The organism is Photobacterium piscicola (assembly GCF_046058925.1).
GTDB classification, from domain to species: domain Bacteria; phylum Pseudomonadota; class Gammaproteobacteria; order Enterobacterales; family Vibrionaceae; genus Photobacterium; species Photobacterium piscicola.
Genome location: NZ_CP175534.1, coordinates 2,779,777 through 2,798,812 on the forward strand (window position 1 = coordinate 2,779,777; position 19,036 = coordinate 2,798,812).

Here is a 19,036-nt window from a genome sequence, read left to right on the forward strand (position 1 = left end):
ATTATGGCACTGCTCATTACAACTAAATGCATTAACTGTGATATGTGTGATCCTGAATGTCCAAATGAGGCCATTACCATGGGGGATGAATTTTACGAAATTAATCCTGATCGCTGCACTGAATGTAAAGGGCACTATGATAAGCCAACCTGCCAGTCAGTTTGTCCGATCACCAATTGCATTATTACTGATCCTGAACATATCGAATCAGATGACGAACTACTTGAAAAGTTTGTCACCTTGCAAGGTCTTGCTTAGTCATCACTAATAAACCGTATCAAAAAAGCGCCGCTCAGTTAACTGGGCGGCGCTTTTTTATGTCATATCATTTACTAGTTCTAGCAAAAACCTAACTTTTTAATACTATCGCACACATAGGTGGTAATACTTTCACAGGTTTGGGCTTAGGTTTAACAGCCTTAACTGATTCACTCGTCACCGGTGCTTTATAATTAGGTGACCACGAGGCAAGTTCAGTACCACAACCATCACCTGCTGGCGGTGGTGCTTGTGTTTCACAAGTCGTACTTCCTGCTGGGCAATTTAAGCGCACATGGAAATGGTAATAATGACCAAACCAAGGACGTACTTTACTCAGCCAATTACGGTCTTTCCACTTTGCTTTACAGAGTTGTTGTTTGATCACTGGATGGACAAAAATACGTGCAACGCGATCATCACTGGCAGCAAGTTGAATTAATTGTGCTTGCTTTGAACTCCAATTCTTATCAATGATCTTGTAATTTTTCACATCAACCATCGGCAGTGCTGAAATTGTTTTTAATGCCTGTGGTGATAATGGTTGTTCAGGTATACGCAACCAAATATCAGCATCAAGCCCAGTTTGATGGCTGGCATGACCGGAAGAGAATCGACCGCCACGTGGCATCGCAATATCACCCACCAAGACATTTCCAATTTTTAATTGCCGTGATTGCTTCATCAATTGCTGCAAAAAAACAATCATTTCGCTATTACCATAATAACGTCCACGCTCAGAACGTATCACCTGATAGCCATCACCTTGCAACGGTAAACGCTCACCACCAGCAAGACATCCATTAGCATATGAGCCTATCGAACTAGAATCACCTTGACTTGGTTTTTTTACTTTTTCCCATGGTGTTGCCATTACGCTCTGACTTATACAAACCAGCATCAACCCAGAAATTATCATCCTTAACACATTATTCTTCCTTTTTAACCTCAATTTCCTTAATGATAACGCAACCCTCAGACGATGCAAAATTCATCTACTAAACAGTAGTTCGTTGTTTAGTTTTAAAATGTTTTGATAAATAATAGTTATTCAAATAGTAATAGCACAATTATCTTATTATTTTTTCAAATCAAAAATAACAAACCAATACTAATGGCTTTTTTAAATAAAAAAATATCCATTATTTCAGCGATAAACCGTATTTTTTATAAAATAAAACTATATTACTAAATAAACAATCTTAACATTGTTTATTTAGTAACCCTTTATTTTTCCATTAATGACACTTAAGATTGCATTTAATTAGATGTGTTTAGTAACTTATATCTGCTTTTTTATTATCATTATTCATCGCATCAGTGTTATTTAAGAGTGCGGGATAACTAAACTACCATTAGTAAATAAAACATAACAAATTGATTTGTAATTAAAATAATCGTAATAATGAAACATCACTATTACCTCAATATCGCGAAAAGTAAAAAGGTAACAACCTCCAAAATATATATTATCTTTACTGAATTTTACTTAAAAAATGCGTTACTTATTTGTCACACATTATATAAATATATTTACCATTAAAAATGGAACATGACTAAATATAATAATGCAGTCACAGTTGCAAATGACAATGATTATTACTACATCATAAGCAGCAATAATTTTGATTTAAATCACTCTCCTCACATCATTACCTTTCATGAGTTATTAATGATATTTAAATAGTTATTTATATTATGTAATTTATTATTTTGTTTTTTATAACCTTGCCTTTAATAGCAAAATTTGACGACTTTATATTGACCCATATAATAACACCTTAGATTTCACCCTCTTCTTTATTTCTCATAAGGTCTTTTTAGATTGAATATAAGTAGACGTCAATTATTTAAATTGTGCGCGGGGGCTGTAGCAACCACAACAATTGCTTCGCTTGCCACAATTCCGCAAAAAGCATGGGCACAGGCCCGTGAATTCAAATTAACCGCAGCCAAAGAAACGCGTAATACGTGTTCTTATTGTTCAGTAGGTTGTGGCACATTACTGTATAGCACAGGTGCTACAGGCGGTAATATTAAACAAAAAGTGTTCCACGTTGAAGGTGATCCCGATCATCCAGTAAGCCGTGGTGCATTATGTCCTAAAGGTGCGGGCCTAGCTGGTTTTGTTAACAGCGAACAACGTTTGAAATTCCCAGAATACCGCGCTCCAGGCTCTGATAAATGGCAACGTCTAACATGGGACGAAGCCTTTAGCCGTATCGCTAAACTTATGAAACAAGACCGTGATGAAAACCTTATTCAGAAAAATGAACAAGGCACTACGGTTAACCGCTGGCTAACAACAGGCATGCTTTGTGCCTCAGCGGAAAGTAATGAAAATGGTTGGTTAACACAGAAATTTGCCCGTGGTTTGGGTATGGTTCCTGTAGACACTCAAGCGCGTATTTGACACGGTCCAACGGTAGCAAGTCTTGCTCCAACATTTGGCCGCGGCGCGATGACCAACAACTGGGTTGATATTAAAAATGCCGACCTTATTCTTGTTATGGGCGGTAACGCAGCAGAAGCACACCCTGTAGGCTTCCGCTGGGCGATTGAAGCTCAAAAGACCAATAACGCTGAAATTATCGTGGTTGATCCACGCTTCACGCGTACAGCAGCAGTGGCTGATCACTATGCACCGATTCGTTCGGGTGCTGATATTGCTTTCCTTTTAGGTGCTATTCGTTACCTAATGGCAAGCAGTCAAGTGAATCATGAGTATGTTAAAGCATACACCAACGCTAGCTTTATTGTGCGTGATGACTATGCATTCCACGATGGTCTATTCTCTGGTTATGATGCTGAGAAACGTCAGTATGATCGTAGCAGCTGGTTCTACCAACTTGACGATCAAGGCTATGCATTAAAGGATGAATCACTACAACATCCTCGTTGTGTATGGAACTTACTTAAAGATCACGTATCTCGCTACACGCCTGATGTTGTTGCTAATATCACCGGCACACCGATTGATATGTTTGATCACGTCTGTAAAGCACTGGGTAGTACTGCGGCGGATAACCGCGTTGCCACTATCTTGTATGCGACAGGCTGGACTCAGCACTCTAAAGGCGCTGAAAACATCCGTTGTATGGCAATGATCCAATTACTATTAGGTAATATGGGCATGGCTGGCGGCGGTGTTAATGCTTTACGTGGTCACTCTAATATTCAAGGTATTACTGACCTTGGTTTATTAGCACAAAGCCTACCGGGTTACTTAAAACTACCTTCAGACAAAGATGTTGATTTAGCTGCTCACCTTAAGCACCACACCCCAGTGGCACTTGAAGCAGATCAAACCAACTACTGGCAGCATTACCCAGCATTCTTCGTGTCATTACTGAAGTCTTTCTACGGCAAAAGTGCAACAGCTGAGAATAACTTTGGCTACGATATGATGCCGAAGTGGGATCAAGGCTACGACATGTTGCGCGTGTTCGAAATGATGAACAAAGGCGAAATGAATGGCTATATCTGTCAAGGTTTCAACCCTGTTGCATCAATGTCTAACAAGCAAAAAACATTGGATGCTTTATCTAAGTTGAAATACTTAGTGGTTGTTGATCCGCTTGCAACTGAAACCTCTACGTTCTGGCAAAATAAACCTAACGTTAATGAAGTTGATACTGCAAGCATTGACACTGAAGTGTTCCGCTTACCTTGTGCATGTTTCGCTGAAGAAGATGGCACTATCGTAAGTTCAGCGCGCTGGTTACAGTGGCACTGGAAAGCTGCTGATATGCCAGGAGAAGCAAAAGGTGATGCTGAGATTCTAGCGGGTATCTTCTTGAAGATGCGCGATATGTATCAACAAGAAGGCGGTACATACCCTGATCCTATCTTATCTCTTGATTGGAATTATGCGATCCCTGCGGCACCAAATACCAAAGAGCTAGCACAAGAACTTAACGGTAAAGATGCTAACGGTAAGCAACTATCAAGTTTTAGTAAACTAAAAGCGGATGGTTCAACCAATGCGGCTTGTTGGTTATACACCGGTAGTTGGACTGAAGCGGGCAACCAAACTGCACGTCGTGATAACAGCGATCCTTCTGGTTTAGGCATTGCACCAAACTGGGCATGGTCTTGGCCGGCTAACCGTCGTGTATTGTACAACCGTGCATCAACACGTCCTGACGGTACGCCATGGAATAAAGCGCGTATGTTAGTGGAATGGAACGGTAACAAATGGGTTGGCCCAGATGTACCTGACTTTAACGCTAAATTGCCACCATCAAGTAATGCGGGTCCATTTATCATGCAACCTGAAGGCGTAGGCCGTTTGTTTGCACTTGATAAAATGGCTGAAGGTCCGTTCCCTGAGCATTACGAACCATTTGAAACACCGATTGGCACGAACCCATTACATAAAAATGTGGTTTCAAACCCAGCGGCACGTTTATTCAAAGATGATGCAGCGCAATTAGGTACTAAAGCGGATTATCCATTTGTGGGTACCACTTACCGCCTGACTGAACACTTCCATACTTGGACCAGTCACTCTCATTTCAACGCGGTATTACAACCAGAACAATTTGTTGAAATTGGTGAAGGTTTAGCGAAAGAGCGTGGTATTAACAATGCTGATATGGTGCGTGTAACTTCTAAGCGTGGCGCTATTGTCGCTAAAGCTTATGTATCTAAGCGTATTACACCACTGCATGTTAACGGCCAAGCAGTTCACACAGTCGGTATTCCTATTCACTGGGGCTACGAAGGCGATACTAAGCCGGGTTACCTTGCGAATACGTTATCGCCATGTGTGGGTGACGCTAACTCACAAACACCGGAATACAAAGCATTTTTGGTTAACGTAGAGAAGGTGAAGTAAGCCATGGGTATGGAATCACAGAATATCATTCGTAGTTCTGCTACATCGTCGCTTACTCCATCACCTGATGCGCGTGAACGTCAAATTCAAGTAACTAAATTAATTGATGTTACTTGCTGTACGGGCTGTAAAGGCTGTATGGATGCGTGTAGCGAGTGGAATAATTTACGCGGTAAAGTAGGCACCTTTGAAGGTTCTTACCAAAATCCGCCCAATACCACAGCTGAAACGTGGACCACTATTCACTTCAAAGAAATTGAAGAAGATAACAAGTTTAAGTGGTTATTTAGTAAACACAGTTGCATGCACTGTTCTGATCCTGGCTGCTTAAAAGCATGTCCAGAACCCGGTGCTATCGTGCAATATGAAAACGGTGTTGTCGATTTCAACTCGGAAAAATGTGTTGGTTGCGGTTACTGTATCGCTGGCTGCCCATTTGATATTCCGCGAATGAACCCCGTTGATAACCGCGTTTACAAATGTACGTTATGCCTTGATCGCCTTCAGGCAGGTCAAGTGCCATCATGTGCAAAAACCTGTCCAACAGGTGCATTACGTTTTGGTCCTCGTGAAGAAATTCTTGAGTATGCCAATCAACGTGTTGCTGCACTGCAAGCTAAAGGCCATAAAAAAGCCGGCATCTACAACCCACAAGGCGTGGGCGGTACGCATGTAATTTATGTTCTACACGATATCACTGATCCTGAGCGTTATGATCTGCCAAAAGATCCTAAAATCAGCGAAACAGTGAAGTTATGGAAAGATGATCTTAAGCCACTTGCCGCTGCTGGTTTAGTCGGTACTTTGGCTCTTGCTGCTATTCACCGTGTAACAGTGGGTCGTAGTCGTGTGGCTGAAGATGAAGGAGATGAGAAATGAGTTTGAATAAAACAATTTTACGTCATAAACCTTTAGATCGTGTTGTGCACTGGACAGTCGCATTAACAGGTATCTGGACTTTATTGTCTGGCTTATCTTTTATGTTTGCGCCACTGCACTTCCTTAGCTATGTCTATGGTTCGCCACAGCTTGCGCGTATTTTGCATCCGTTTGGTGCGATTGTGATGACTGTAGGCTTATGCTTCTTAGTCTGTCGTTATTGGAGTCATAACCACTTTGAAAAAGGTGATCTCCAATGGATGTTAAAAGTTAAAGATGTTTTAACTGAGAACGAAGAAAACGTACCAGAAGCGGGTCAATACAACGCAGGGCAGAAAATGCTCCTACGTCAATTTATTGCCTGTGCCGTATTGTTGCTAGTAACGGGTCTCATTGCATGGCGTGCTTACTTTTCAGCTTACTTCAGCATTGATGTTGTACGTATTGCCTTAATTGTTCACTCACTCGCTGCCCTTGTATTTGCTTTAAGCTTAATTGTCCATGTTTACATGGCGTATTGGGTAAAAGGCTCAATCGATGGCATGTTAGAAGGTAAAGTTTCTCCCGCTTGGGCAAAGAAACATCACCCACGTTGGTTCCGTTCGCTAACTAGCAACAAAAACCAACACTAACAACAAGCTCTAGAACGGATAATCCTTGATGTTTATCCGCTCTTTATTTCTATACCAACCGAGGTTTACCGAGGTTGGTATTCTTATAATTGGATACTTGCATGAGCGTTAAAATTTTAGATAAAAACACCATCGTTAAGCAAAAAAGTGATGGCTTTAATCCGTTAATCATTGGTAACCCTGCAACCATTTTTCATGCCCGCGCCGCACGTTTACGTCAGTTGGCACAAGATTCTTTTATGGCAGATTATCTATTACTAGCGGGTCAAATAGTGCAGCAACAAGTGCATTTAGTTGAAACGTTTAATAGCGCCGTACAACAACAATTACAAACAGAAACGCTAACATGGCCGATTGAAATAGACAGCACTTGGCAAGCAATTTTAGACCCAATGCTAACCCAGTTAACCTCTGCATTACGTTCGATTGCAAGTGATGATATCGTTAAAGTTATCGATAGCATTAACCAAATAGATCAACAAACATTACAGCATTACTTTCATGCCCTGCAACAAAACCAACCGGAACGTGTTCCTGCTGATATTGCGATTATTCTTTGGGGTTGTATCAATACGCTAATGAGCTTAATTGTCACTAATACCCAATTAGAGTGGCAACCAGAAGCCAATGCCAAACAATCACATTGCCCTCTTTGCGGTGGCGCTCCTGCGGCAAGTTTAATTCAAGGCAGTGGTCATCGTTACTTACATTGCAGTCAATGTGAAACAGAGTGGCATCGACTACGTGCTGAATGCACTCAATGTGGTGACGGCGAGAATATTCAACTGCAAAGTGAATCACTAGAAGACAGTGTTCGTGCTGAAACTTGTAGTCATTGCCAAAGTTACTTAAAGATGTTGGTGCTTGAAAAGAACCCTCAGTTAGATCCCATTGCTGATGATCTCGCCACACTGGTACTTGATCAAAAATTAAGCCAAATGGAATTATATCGCAGCGGCTTCAACCCTTTTTTATTGCCTCTTGCTCAATAACTATCGTCGAGTAACGTTATGATTATTGCTACAGCTGGCCATGTCGATCATGGTAAAACCAAACTGTTACATGCCCTGACTGGGATCAATGCCGATCGACTGCCAGAAGAGCAACAACGGGGACTCACGATTGATTTAGGCTACGCATTTATGCCGTATCACTCAACAAAATCTAACCACCAACAACGGTTAGGTTTTATTGATGTGCCAGGCCATGAAAAATTTCTCTCCAATATGCTAGCTGGCGTAGGCACCGCCCATCACGCAATGCTGATTGTTGCGGGTGATGAAGGCATGATGCCGCAAAGCTACGAGCATCTCACTATTTTACGCTTACTCGCGATGGATAGTTTAACGGTGGTGATCACTAAATCTGATCTCACCAGCCTTGAGCAACAACTGCAACTCGAAGCAACATTACACCAATTATTACTTCAATATGGCTTTACTCAATCGACTATTTTTCATTGTTCAGCGCATACAAATGACGGTATTGATGAACTCAAACAACACCTGATTGATCTTGCGGATAATGAACAGCAATATGACAACACCCTCAATTTTAAGCTTGCTATCGATCGCGCCTTTCACGTTAAAGGTTCAGGATTAGTTGTTACTGGCACCGCATTAAATGGTCATATCAATGTTGGTGATAACTTGTGTTTAGTGAGCCATAATCAGCTTAAAAAAGGCCATAGCCAACCGCAAATTGTACGAATCAAATCTATTCATGCACAGGGGCAGGCAACGGAATCTGCGACGGCAAACCAACGGGTTGCGCTCAATATTAGTGGTGACATTGATAAAGCAAACTTAAACCGTGGCGACTGGTTATTACAGATAGCACCCAAGCAAATAATTAAACGGATCACGGTAAAATTAACCGCTAACCATCTAATTAAGCATTGGCAAAATAGTCAAATTTTCCATGCTGCCACCCATACCACAGGCCATATTGCATTATTAGAAGATAAGCAATTAGCACCAAATGATAGCGCGGTTGCTGAAATAACCTTTGATACGCCATTGTGTTTAACCGAGCAAGATCGCTTATTACTCCGTGATCCCGCCCAAAAAATAAACCTCGGCAGTGCGGTAGTTATCGATCTATTACCGCCAAATAGAGGCAAACGTGCTCCGCAACGACTTGAATACCTCAATCAACGAGCAGCCTTACATTCACTCCCTGACATCATTGCATTTAAGCTTCAACATGCACCACAGTCACAGCAACAATTGCTTGAACAACATCAGTGCCAAATCAGTGTTCTTAACCAACTCGTGACCGCTGATAGCAGCATAAAACAATACGGTGATTACCTGTGCTTTGACAGCTATCAACAAGCATTACAACAGCATATTATCGCCACACTAGAGCAATATCATCAGCAAGCACAAGACACCCTTGGTATAGGTAAAGATCGGCTATACCGTATGACTGCACTTAATCAACCTCAAGTAATTTTTAATGCAATTATCAACCAATTGCTAAACCAACAGCTGTTAGCAAATACCCGTGGCTGGCTGCATTTAGCGGCGCATCAATTACAATTAACACCGTCTGAACTACAATGCTGGCATCAAATAGAACAATTAATGGCAACCCATCCTCAGCCTTGGTGGATACGCGATCTCGCCTCAGAAATGGATGAAAATGAAGACAGTTTGCGCAAACTCAGTTATAAACTGGCGCAATTAAGTTATGTTGCTGCGATAGTGAAAGATCGCTATGTCAGTCATCAATACCTAGTACAAATGGCAACCGCAGTGCGCCAACATACGACTCAACATCAGAAGTTAGAAACGGCTGAATTTAGAGACATTAGTCAGTTAGGGCGTAAGGTTGCAATTCAATTATTAGAGTATTTTGATAAGATTGGATTTACTAAGCGTAAATTTAATTATCGCGAATTAAAAGATCAGGATTTATTACAAGAATAGGAATACAGCGAAGAAAGTGGCGGAAGAACATAGGAGTCGAACCTACCCAGGACTGCTGGCAGCCCTACCCGGATTTGAAATCCGGACGCATCACCGGATACGACGTTCTTCCTTCATTTTGAGATTGTATTTTATTGCTTAAAGGTATAATTCGCAACCGCTATCTACATTCAATGATGATAGCGGTTTCTTTTATAGATCATATGATTAAATAAACATCTATTTCATCTGCTGATCAAGATTAAGAATCGTCAATGCATTACTCACACTAGTTGCAAGTACATCAACTACTCCCGAACGCAACGCCCCCAATAAAGCCAATGCCTTACTGTTTTCAGCCGCAGTCACCACCACCGTTGGAATATGACGCAATTCATCCATCGTTAAACCAATCACTCGATCGCTCATCATGGTATCAGCTTGCTGACCTTGGCTATCAAAAAAATCATAGCCTGCAATATCGCCCACAACCCCTTTTCGAATGCGTGCTTCGACTATTTCTTGAGGCGTGAACCAACCTAATTTAACCATGTGGCTATTTTCATTCATATCACCCACGCCAACTAACGCCACATCAGCGCGACGGGCACGATCTAAGGTTTCTTTGACCGTACCATTTTTCATGAAGGCTTCTTTAACAATAATGTCTTCCACATAAGCGGGAGCATAAAGAGTTTCGCTGATACCATCATATTTTTTTGCCAGCTGACGGCAAATATGATCGGCATTAATCGCATTACCAGAACGATGCGTACCACCAATTCCACACACAAAACGACAATTACGATGTGGCACCACCCCAACATGATTCGCAATTGAAGCAATGTTACGGCCTTGCCCAACCGCCACCACCATATCATCAGATAATGTTGCTGCCAGATAGCCAGAAACCAAGCTCGCGACCTGTTGGCGTTGAGTTTCATCATCAGGTTGATCAAGTGCAATCAACGCTCGCTTCAGCTTAAACCGTTCAATCAACTGTTGTTCAAGCTTTTCACTAAAGACAGGGTGATATTTAACCGTAATTTCAACCACACCTTCTTCTCGTGCGCGACGGAGTAAACGGCCAATTTTAGCGCGAGACATGCCAAAACGTTGTGATATCTCTTCTTGCGTGGCGCCTTCTTGATAGTAAGCAATGGCAATTTCAGTCAGCTGATCACTCTCAGCATGATTATTATCGTTATTCAAACTGCTCATCACTATGCCCTTTAGGTACTGATAATTAACTATAAAACGCTATTCTAACACCACCGTATAAATTTCGTAATTACTCACTAAATAACAAACAACAGCATACCTATCAAAAAATATTTTTATTCACTTTAATCAAATACTTACCCAAAAAAATCAATATTTATAACCAAAAATTAACATTCCGTTAATACGTCATATGCAATTAGTTTTTTTAATGTACACTCATCATGTTCATAAACCAAAGTGATATATAATAAATACCACTAGATTTATCGTGACTTATCACAAAAAAAAAATCAACAATATTGGGAGTATAATTTTGTGAGCAAACATTTAAATTGGGTAGATTATGCAAAAGGGCTTGGTATTATATTAGTCGTTTACGGACATATAAGTGAAGGTGTATTCAATGCTGGTATGACAATGGATAAAAGCTTATATACAACTATAGATACTATGATTTATAGCTTTCATATGCCTCTCTTTTTCTTTTTATCTGGTTTATTTTTTACTTCATCTTTAACAAAAAGAGGCTTTAAAAATAATATAATAAATAAATTTGACACTATATTTTATCCTTATATTATTTGGTCAATTCTTCAAGGTATTATTGAAGCAACATTATCTAAATATACCAATGGTCATGTAACTTACACTGAAGTATTTAGTCTTTTATGGGCACCAAGAGCACAGTTTTGGTTCCTTTATGTTCTATTTTTCACCTTTATCATTGCTAGCATTGTATTTATAAAAAATAGAAACACTAATTTAATGATCTCAATAGTATGCTTTTTTTCTCTGATTTATATTTTCCAGAGCCATCTACCATCTATATATGTTTTTACTTTATGTTATGTACATATGGTATTTTTCTTTATTGGCGTACTTGTTATCCAATTAGATTGGATCAATAAAATCAATAATTTAAAATCTTTTCTTCTAATATCTCTTCTTTTTGTTATCAGCCAATATTGGTTTGTTATCATTGAAGGATTTAGCCGTTTAGATAGAGGATTATATTCTTTTATTATTGCAATTATTGCAATTACTTTTATTGTCGCGCTATCAATGCAATTGGTTAAATTAAACCTTCGTTTCTTAGCTTATATTGGTGAATCATCTCTTTATATTTATTTACTTCATGTTTTAATAGGAAGTGGTATACGAATTATTTTACAAAAAGCATTTCATATTGAGTCAGCCTCTATTCAAATAATTGTAGGTTGTATCGCTGCAATTGGCTTATCATTAGTTTTTATTGAACTCACTAAAAAGTTTAATTTATCATTTTTATTTAAAGCACCATGGGAAAGTTCTAGACAATAAAAGAAGATCATAACTAACATATCAAAATAAAAAGGGATCAATATTGATTCCTTTTTATTATTGATAATAATCCCCTATCAGTTAATAACAACTTCATTTTTCAATAGTCAAATAACTTACCTACTACTTTGCATCTTTAATATTGTAACCGAGCATCACCCCAGCCCTTTATTATCATCACTAATCAAAACTAACTTAATGACTTAACATTCCCTACAATGAATACCTGCGAGGGTGATAAGGTGTCTACTATCCGCATATTATAGAGTTACACTTTCCGTTGGCGTCTTTGATACTCAAACTAACCCCACGTCATTCCCTACAGTGAGGTTACTAACGAGATAGGGAATCTATTATCAACACGTTATAGAGTTATTATTTTAGCTGTTTTTTTATTGGTCTTTTTGATACTTAAAATAACTCACCAATAGCGCGTGCCTCCCTTTCAAGATGACGGATAATAGCCCCCGCTATTATCACCATTTTCTATAGACGAAAAAAACCCGAATCTTTCGATTCAGGTTTCTTTAATAATGTGAAGTGGACGGGACTTGCCATAGCTAACATTACAACCAGAGCATCAGCGCGCCACTTATCTCTATAAAATAATGGCGTGACTGGCCGCTAAGCTTCCTAATCGAAGCTGATTTATGACTTAATCCTCTGACGTCATTCCCTACAGTGAGGTTACGAACGAGATAGGGAATCTATTATCAGCACGTTGTAGAGTTATTGTTTTCAATGCTATTTTAGCTAATTTTTTATCGATATCTTTAATGCTCAAACACGTGATGAGTAGATCGCGGATAGCTCGTACCTCTCTTCCGAGATGACGGATAATAGCCCCCGCTATTATCACCATTTTCTATAGACGAAAAAAAACCTGAATCTTTCAATTCAGGTTTCTTCAATAATGTGAAGTGGGCGGGACTTGCCATAGCTAACATTACAACCAGAGCATCAGCGCACCACTTATCTCGATAAAATAATGGCGTGACTGGCCGCTAAGCTTCCTAATCGAAGTTGATTTATGACTTAATCCTCTGCCGTCATTCCCTACAGTGAGGTTACGAACGAGATAGGGAATCTATTATCAGCACGTTGTAGAGTTATTGTTTTCAATGCTATTTTAGCTAATTTTTTATCGGTATCTTTAATGCTCAAACACGTGATGAGTAGATCGCGGATAGCTCGTACCTCTCTTCCGAGATGACGGATAATAGCCCCCGCTGCTATTATCACCATTTTCTATAGACGAAAAAAAACCTGAATCTTTCGATTCAGGTTTCTTTAATAATGGCGGAGTGGACGGGACTCGAACCCGCGACCCCCGGCGTGACAGGCCGGTATTCTAACCAACTGAACTACCACTCCGCAGTGTCTATTCAGCATAAATGCAACTTGTTTTGCCTTAAGATTTTCTTAAAATCTTAAAACAAGAAAGCGAAGCCTGGCGATGTCCTACTCTCACATGGGGAGACCCCACACTACCATCGGCGCTATTACGTTTCACTACTGAGTTCGGCATGGGATCAGGTGGGTCCATAACGCTATGGTCGCCAAGCAAATTCTGGTTTATTTATTGTCTTATGACAATAAATAGCAATCTGGGAAAATCTAACTAGTTGTTCTCAACACGCATTCAAGCGTTTGTAGAGTCCGTCTCTTCTCTTATGAGAAGGAAAACCCCTTGGGTGTTGTATGGTTAAGCCTCACGGGCAATTAGTATCAGTTAGCTCAATGCCTCGCAGCACTTACACACCTGACCTATCAACGTTGTAGTCTTCAACAACCCTTTAGAGACCTTAAAGGTCTAGGGATGACTCATCTTGAGGCTCGCTTCCCGCTTAGATGCTTTCAGCGGTTATCGATTCCGAACTTAGCTACCGGGCAATGCATCTGGCGATACAACCCGAACACCAGCGGTTCGTCCACTCCGGTCCTCTCGTACTAGGAGCAGCCCCTCTCAATCATCCAACGCCCACGGCAGATAGGGACCGAACTGTCTCACGACGTTCTAAACCCAGCTCGCGTACCACTTTAAATGGCGAACAGCCATACCCTTGGGACCGACTTCAGCCCCAGGATGTGATGAGCCGACATCGAGGTGCCAAACACCGCCGTCGATATGAACTCTTGGGCGGTATCAGCCTGTTATCCCCGGAGTACCTTTTATCCGTTGAGCGATAGCCCTTCCATTCAGAACCACCGGATCACTATGACCTGCTTTCGCACCTGCTCGAATTGTCATTCTCGCAGTCAAGCGGGCTTATGCCATTGCACTAACCTCACGATGTCCGACCGTGATTAGCCCACCTTCGTGCTCCTCCGTTACTCTTTGGGAGGAGACCGCCCCAGTCAAACTACCCACCAGGCACTGTCCGTAACCCCGATAAGGGGTCAACGTTAGAACATCAAGCATACAAGGGTGGTATTTCAAGATTGACTCCACAACCACTGGCGCGGTTGCTTCAACGTCTCCCACCTATCCTACACATGTAGGGTCAATGTTCAGTGCCAAGCTATAGTAAAGGTTCACGGGGTCTTTCCGTCTAGCCGCGGGTACACAGCATCTTCACTGCGATTTCAATTTCACTGAGTCTCGGGTGGAGACAGCGTGGCCATCATTACGCCATTCGTGCAGGTCGGAACTTACCCGACAAGGAATTTCGCTACCTTAGGACCGTTATAGTTACGGCCGCCGTTTACCGGGGCTTCGATCAAGAGCTTCGACGCTCTTAATAAAAAGAGCACCTAACCCCATCAATTAACCTTCCGGCACCGGGCAGGCGTCACACCGTATACGTCATCTTTCGATTTTGCACAGTGCTGTGTTTTTAATAAACAGTTGCAGCCACCTGGTATCTGCGACTCCCGGCAGCTTAGAGAGCAAGTCTCATCACCGCTAGGAGCGTACCTTCTCCCGAAGTTACGGTACCATTTTGCCTAGTTCCTTCACCCGAGTTCTCTCAAGCGCCTTGGTATTCTCTACCTGATCACCTGTGTCGGTTTGGGGTACGATTTCTTATAATCTGAAGCTTAGAAGCTTTTCCCGGAAGCATGGCATCAATGACTTCACTACCGTAGTAGCTCGACATCGTATCTCAGCCTTAAGATGAACCGGATTTGCCTAATTCATCAGCCTACATACTTGGACCTGGACAACCGTCGCCAGGCTCACCTAGCCTTCTCCGTCCCTCCATCGCAATTATAAGAAGTACGGGAATATTAACCCGTTTCCCATCGACTACGCCTTTCGGCCTCGCCTTAGGGGTCGACTTACCCTGCCCCGATTAACGTTGGACAGGAACCCTTGATCTTCCGGCGAGGGAGTTTTTCACTCCCTTTATCGTTACTCATGTCAGCATTCGCACTTCTGATACCTCCAGCACACTTTACAATGCACCTTCAACGGCTTACAGAACGCTCCCCTACCCAATATGAACAAGTTCATATTGCCGCAGCTTCGGTGTATAGCTTAGCCCCGTTAAATCTTCCGCGCAGGCCGACTCGACCAGTGAGCTATTACGCTTTCTTTAAATGATGGCTGCTTCTAAGCCAACATCCTGGCTGTCTGAGCCTTCCCACATCGTTTCCCACTTAGCTATAACTTTGGGACCTTAGCTGGCGGTCTGGGTTGTTTCCCTCTTCACGACGGACGTTAGCACCCGCCGTGTGTCTCCCGGATAGTACTTACTGGTATTCGGAGTTTGCAAAGGGTTGGTAAGTCGGGATGACCCCCTAGCCTTAACAGTGCTCTACCCCCAGTAGTATTCGTCCGAGGCGCTACCTAAATAGCTTTCGGGGAGAACCAGCTATCTCCGAGTTTGATTGGCCTTTCACCCCTAGCCACAAGTCATCCGCTAATTTTTCAACATTAGTCGGTTCGGTCCTCCAGTAAGTGTTACCTCACCTTCAACCTGCCCATGGCTAGATCACTCGGTTTCGGGTCTAATCCTAGCAACTATGACGCCCAGTTAAGACTCGGTTTCCCTACGGCTCCCCTAAACGGTTAACCTTGCTACTAAAATTAAGTCGCTGACCCATTATACAAAAGGTACGCAGTCACCCAACAAGTGGGCTCCTACTGCTTGTACGTACACGGTTTCAGGTTCTATTTCACTCCCCTCACAGGGGTTCTTTTCGCCTTTCCCTCACGGTACTGGTTCACTATCGGTCAGTCAGGAGTATTTAGCCTTGGAGGATGGTCCCCCCATGTTCAAACAGGATATCACGTGTCCCGTCCTACTCGATTTCACTAATAATGCATTTTTGGTTACGGGGCTATCACCCTGTATCGCGGCACTTTCCAGAACCTTCACCTAACGCAGAACTAGCTTAAGGGCTAATCCGGTTTCGCTCGCCGCTACTACCGGAATCTCGGTTGATTTCTCTTCCTCGGGGTACTTAGATGTTTCAGTTCCCCCGGTTTGCCTCATTAACCTATGTATTCAGTTAATGATACTTGCTTATGCAAGTGGGTTTCCCCATTCGGAAATCCCAGACTCAAGAGGCTTTTACTGCCTAATCTGGGCTTATCGCAAGTTAATACGTCCTTCATCGCCTCTGACTGCCAAGGCATCCACCGTGTACGCTTAGTCACTTAACCATACAACCCCAAGAGGTTTCGTATGTTCAAACAACCAAGGTTTGCGTTTAATACTCCGATCAAGAAAATATTAAACATTGGTTTTTCGCCGGACTCATTTATTTGTCTTCACTTTAAAAAGTGAAACCAAAATCAAGACACTTGAATGTGTGTTGTTTGAGAACTCGTTTTTATCCTTCTTTTACAAGAAGCAATAAAAACATTTTTAAAATTAATCTTTCGATTAAATTTACTAGTCAGCTTTCCAGATTGTTAAAGAACATGTGTTTTTGTCATTTTTAAAGATGACTAATCCACTTTCTAATCACACTCTTGCGAATGCATTTAGAAAGTGGTGGAGCTATGCGGGATCGAACCGCAGACCTCCTGCGTGCAAGGCAGGCGCTCTCCCAGCTGAGCTATAACCCCATCAAGTTTTACTTCTTAGGAGAAGTTCTATTCAACAGAAAGTGGTGGGCGATACCGGGCTCGAACCAGTGACCCCCTCCTTGTAAGGGAGGTGCTCTCCCAACTGAGCTAATCGCCCATCGTTTTACTTCCGATGAAAAGAAGTGGCGTCCCGTAGGGGAGTCGAACCCCTGTTACCGCCGTGAAAGGGCGGTGTCCTAGGCCTCTAGACGAACGGGACTAAGTTTTCTCTAAGTTATGGGTAACTTAGATGTTCTTTTACATTTTAACCAGGCAATCTGTGTGGACACTGCATAAAACAGCATAAGTCTTTAGGTAAGGAGGTGATCCAGCCCCAGGTTCCCCTAGGGCTACCTTGTTACGACTTCACCCCAGTCATGAACCACACCGTGGTAAACGCCCTCCCGAAGGTTAAGCTATCTACTTCTGGTGCAGCCCACTCCCATGGTGTGACGGGCGGTGTGTACAAGGCCCGGGAACGTATTCACCGTGACATTCTGATTCACGATTACTAGCGATTCCGACTTCATGGAGTCGAGTTGCAGACTCCAATCCGGACTACGACGTACTTTGTGGGATTCGCTCACTATCGCTAGCTTGCAGCCCTCTGTATACGCCATTGTAGCACGTGTGTAGCCCTACTCGTAAGGGCCATGATGACTTGACGTCGTCCCCACCTTCCTCCGGTTTATCACCGGCAGTCTCCCTGGAGTTCCCACCATTATGTGCTGGCAAACAAGGATAAGGGTTGCGCTCGTTGCGGGACTTAACCCAACATTTCACAACACGAGCTGACGACAGCCATGCAGCACCTGTCTCAGAGTTCCCGAAGGCACTAAGCTATCTCTAGCGAATTCTCTGGATGTCAAGAGTAGGTAAGGTTCTTCGCGTTGCATCGAATTAAACCACATGCTCCACCGCTTGTGCGGGCCCCCGTCAATTCATTTGAGTTTTAATCTTGCGACCGTACTCCCCAGGCGGTCTACTTAACGCGTTAGCTCCGAAAGCCACGGCTCAAGGCCACAACCTTCAAGTAGACATCGTTTACGGCGTGGACTACCAGGGTATCTAATCCTGTTTGCTCCCCACGCTTTCGCATCTGAGCGTCAGTCTTTGTCCAGGGGGCCGCCTTCGCCACCGGTATTCCTTCAGATCTCTACGCATTTCACCGCTACACCTGAAATTCTACCCCCCTCTACAAGACTCTAGTCTGCCAGTTCAAAATGCTGTTCCGAGGTTGAGCCCCGGGCTTTCACATCTTGCTTAACAGACCGCCTGCATGCGCTTTACGCCCAGTAATTCCGATTAACGCTCGCACCCTCCGTATTACCGCGGCTGCTGGCACGGAGTTAGCCGGTGCTTCTTCTGTTGCTAACGTCAAACAGCCAAGCTATTAACTTAACTGCCTTCCTCACAACTGAAAGTACTTTACAACCCGAAGGCCTTCTTCATACACGCGGCATGGCTGCATCAGGGTTTCCCCCATTGTGCAATATTCCCCACTGCTGCCTCCCGTAGGAGTCTGGACCGTGTCTCAGTTCCAGTGTGGCTGATCATCCTCTCAGACCAGCTAGGGATCGTCGCCTTGGTGAGCCATTACCCCACCAACTAGCTAATCCCACCTGGGCTAATCTCAGCGCGCGAGGCCCGAAGGTCCCCCGCTTTGCTCCCATCTCGTAAAAGATCGGAGATTATGCGGTATTAGCTATCGTTTCCAATAGTTATCCCCCACACTGAGGTATATTCCCAGGCATTACTCACCCGTCCGCCGCTCGTCAGCAAAAGAAGCAAGCTTCTTTTCTGTTACCGCTCGACTTGCATGTGTTAGGCCTGCCGCCAGCGTTCAATCTGAGCCATGATCAAACTCTTCAATTAAAGTTTTGTTGTCTCTTTCGAGACGGCTCAATGAATACTGACTTCAAAACTACCTTAGTAATTTTAAAGCTATTACCGC

General features: G+C 42.7%; 9 protein-coding genes, 5 tRNA genes and 3 rRNA genes. 7 read left to right on the forward strand and 10 right to left on the reverse strand.

Annotated features, from left to right (window positions below; translation table 11 throughout):
• The first annotated feature begins 3 nt into the window (after positions 1 to 3).
• Complete coding sequence (locus ACJZU6_RS13160) at positions 4 to 258, forward strand: YfhL family 4Fe-4S dicluster ferredoxin (RefSeq protein WP_045043384.1); 255 nt, start codon at positions 4 to 6, stop codon at positions 256 to 258.
• A 91-nt stretch (positions 259 to 349) separates the two neighbouring features.
• Here ACJZU6_RS13160 and mepA read toward each other — a convergent pair whose 3' ends face one another.
• The gene (mepA, locus tag ACJZU6_RS13165; RefSeq protein ID WP_408900953.1) at positions 350 to 1,177 is read right to left on the reverse strand and encodes a penicillin-insensitive murein endopeptidase; all 828 of its coding nucleotides are present in this window, start codon (positions 1,175 to 1,177) and stop codon (positions 350 to 352) included.
• A 906-nt stretch (positions 1,178 to 2,083) separates the two neighbouring features.
• Between mepA and fdnG the strand changes: the two genes are divergently transcribed.
• The 5 genes from fdnG (at position 2,084) to selB (ending at position 9,542) form a co-directional block, all read left to right on the forward strand.
• Positions 2,084 to 5,098 (forward strand): formate dehydrogenase-N subunit alpha, encoded by a 3,015-nt coding sequence (fdnG, locus tag ACJZU6_RS13170; protein ID WP_144396207.1) that lies wholly within the window; start codon positions 2,084 to 2,086, stop codon positions 5,096 to 5,098.
• A gap of 3 nt (positions 5,099 to 5,101) precedes the next feature.
• Positions 5,102 to 5,977: a formate dehydrogenase subunit beta gene (gene fdxH, locus ACJZU6_RS13175; protein ID WP_080158953.1), complete on the forward strand. Its 876-nt coding sequence runs from the start codon at positions 5,102 to 5,104 to the stop codon at positions 5,975 to 5,977.
• Positions 5,974 to 6,609 (forward strand): formate dehydrogenase subunit gamma, encoded by a 636-nt coding sequence (locus tag ACJZU6_RS13180; RefSeq protein WP_080158954.1) that lies wholly within the window; start codon positions 5,974 to 5,976, stop codon positions 6,607 to 6,609. Before fdxH ends, ACJZU6_RS13180 begins: the two co-directional genes overlap by 4 nt.
• 101 nt (positions 6,610 to 6,710) lie before the next feature.
• The gene (gene fdhE, locus ACJZU6_RS13185; RefSeq protein ID WP_408900405.1) at positions 6,711 to 7,601 is read left to right on the forward strand and encodes a formate dehydrogenase accessory protein FdhE; all 891 of its coding nucleotides are present in this window, start codon (positions 6,711 to 6,713) and stop codon (positions 7,599 to 7,601) included.
• A gap of 18 nt (positions 7,602 to 7,619) precedes the next feature.
• Positions 7,620 to 9,542, forward strand: coding sequence for a selenocysteine-specific translation elongation factor (gene selB / locus ACJZU6_RS13190; protein ID WP_408900406.1), 1,923 nt, complete (start codon positions 7,620 to 7,622; stop codon positions 9,540 to 9,542).
• A 17-nt stretch (positions 9,543 to 9,559) separates the two neighbouring features.
• Here the strand turns inward: selB and ACJZU6_RS13195 are convergent.
• Together ACJZU6_RS13195 and ACJZU6_RS13200 are read right to left on the reverse strand one after the other, a co-directional pair.
• Positions 9,560 to 9,654: transfer RNA gene (locus ACJZU6_RS13195), tRNA-Sec, on the reverse strand.
• A gap of 107 nt (positions 9,655 to 9,761) precedes the next feature.
• Positions 9,762 to 10,742: a sugar-binding transcriptional regulator gene (locus ACJZU6_RS13200; RefSeq protein WP_080158957.1), complete on the reverse strand. Its 981-nt coding sequence runs from the start codon at positions 10,740 to 10,742 to the stop codon at positions 9,762 to 9,764.
• Between the two features lie 318 nt (positions 10,743 to 11,060).
• Between ACJZU6_RS13200 and ACJZU6_RS13205 the strand changes: the two genes are divergently transcribed.
• A complete protein-coding gene (locus ACJZU6_RS13205; protein WP_408900407.1) occupies positions 11,061 to 12,065 on the forward strand; it encodes an acyltransferase family protein in 1,005 nt (334 codons plus the stop codon).
• A gap of 1,297 nt (positions 12,066 to 13,362) precedes the next feature.
• On the opposite strand, the gene ACJZU6_RS13210 is transcribed toward ACJZU6_RS13205, so the two are convergent.
• The 7 genes from ACJZU6_RS13210 to ACJZU6_RS13240 form a co-directional block, all read right to left on the reverse strand.
• Positions 13,363 to 13,439, reverse strand: a tRNA-Asp gene (locus ACJZU6_RS13210).
• 74 nt (positions 13,440 to 13,513) lie between these two features.
• Positions 13,514 to 13,629, reverse strand: a 5S ribosomal RNA gene (gene rrf / locus ACJZU6_RS13215).
• Positions 13,630 to 13,766: 137 nt separating this feature from the next.
• Positions 13,767 to 16,674, reverse strand: a 23S ribosomal RNA gene (locus ACJZU6_RS13220).
• A 332-nt stretch (positions 16,675 to 17,006) separates the two neighbouring features.
• Positions 17,007 to 17,082, reverse strand: a tRNA-Ala gene (locus ACJZU6_RS13225).
• A 42-nt stretch (positions 17,083 to 17,124) separates the two neighbouring features.
• A tRNA-Val gene (locus ACJZU6_RS13230) sits at positions 17,125 to 17,200 on the reverse strand.
• 26 nt (positions 17,201 to 17,226) lie between these two features.
• Positions 17,227 to 17,302 (reverse strand) — tRNA-Glu (locus ACJZU6_RS13235).
• A 96-nt stretch (positions 17,303 to 17,398) separates the two neighbouring features.
• Positions 17,399 to 18,957, reverse strand: a 16S ribosomal RNA gene (locus ACJZU6_RS13240).
• Together the 16S, 23S and 5S rRNA genes with 4 tRNA genes alongside form the textbook arrangement of a ribosomal RNA operon.
• Between the last annotated feature and the right edge of the window lie 79 nt (positions 18,958 to 19,036).

What these genes read in the sequence shown, in the direction of transcription:
- ACJZU6_RS13160 (WP_045043384.1), top strand. Translation starts at nt 4, where the DNA reads ATGGCACTGCTCATTACAACTAAATGCATTAACTGTGATATGTGTGAT.
- mepA (WP_408900953.1), bottom strand. Translation starts at nt 1,177, where the DNA reads ATGATAATTTCTGGGTTGATGCTGGTTTGTATAAGTCAGAGCGTAATG.
- fdxH (WP_080158953.1), top strand. Translation starts at nt 5,102, where the DNA reads ATGGGTATGGAATCACAGAATATCATTCGTAGTTCTGCTACATCGTCG.
- ACJZU6_RS13180 (WP_080158954.1), top strand. Translation starts at nt 5,974, where the DNA reads ATGAGTTTGAATAAAACAATTTTACGTCATAAACCTTTAGATCGTGTT.
- fdhE (WP_408900405.1), top strand. Translation starts at nt 6,711, where the DNA reads ATGAGCGTTAAAATTTTAGATAAAAACACCATCGTTAAGCAAAAAAGT.
- selB (WP_408900406.1), top strand. Translation starts at nt 7,620, where the DNA reads ATGATTATTGCTACAGCTGGCCATGTCGATCATGGTAAAACCAAACTG.
- ACJZU6_RS13200 (WP_080158957.1), bottom strand. Translation starts at nt 10,742, where the DNA reads ATGAGCAGTTTGAATAACGATAATAATCATGCTGAGAGTGATCAGCTG.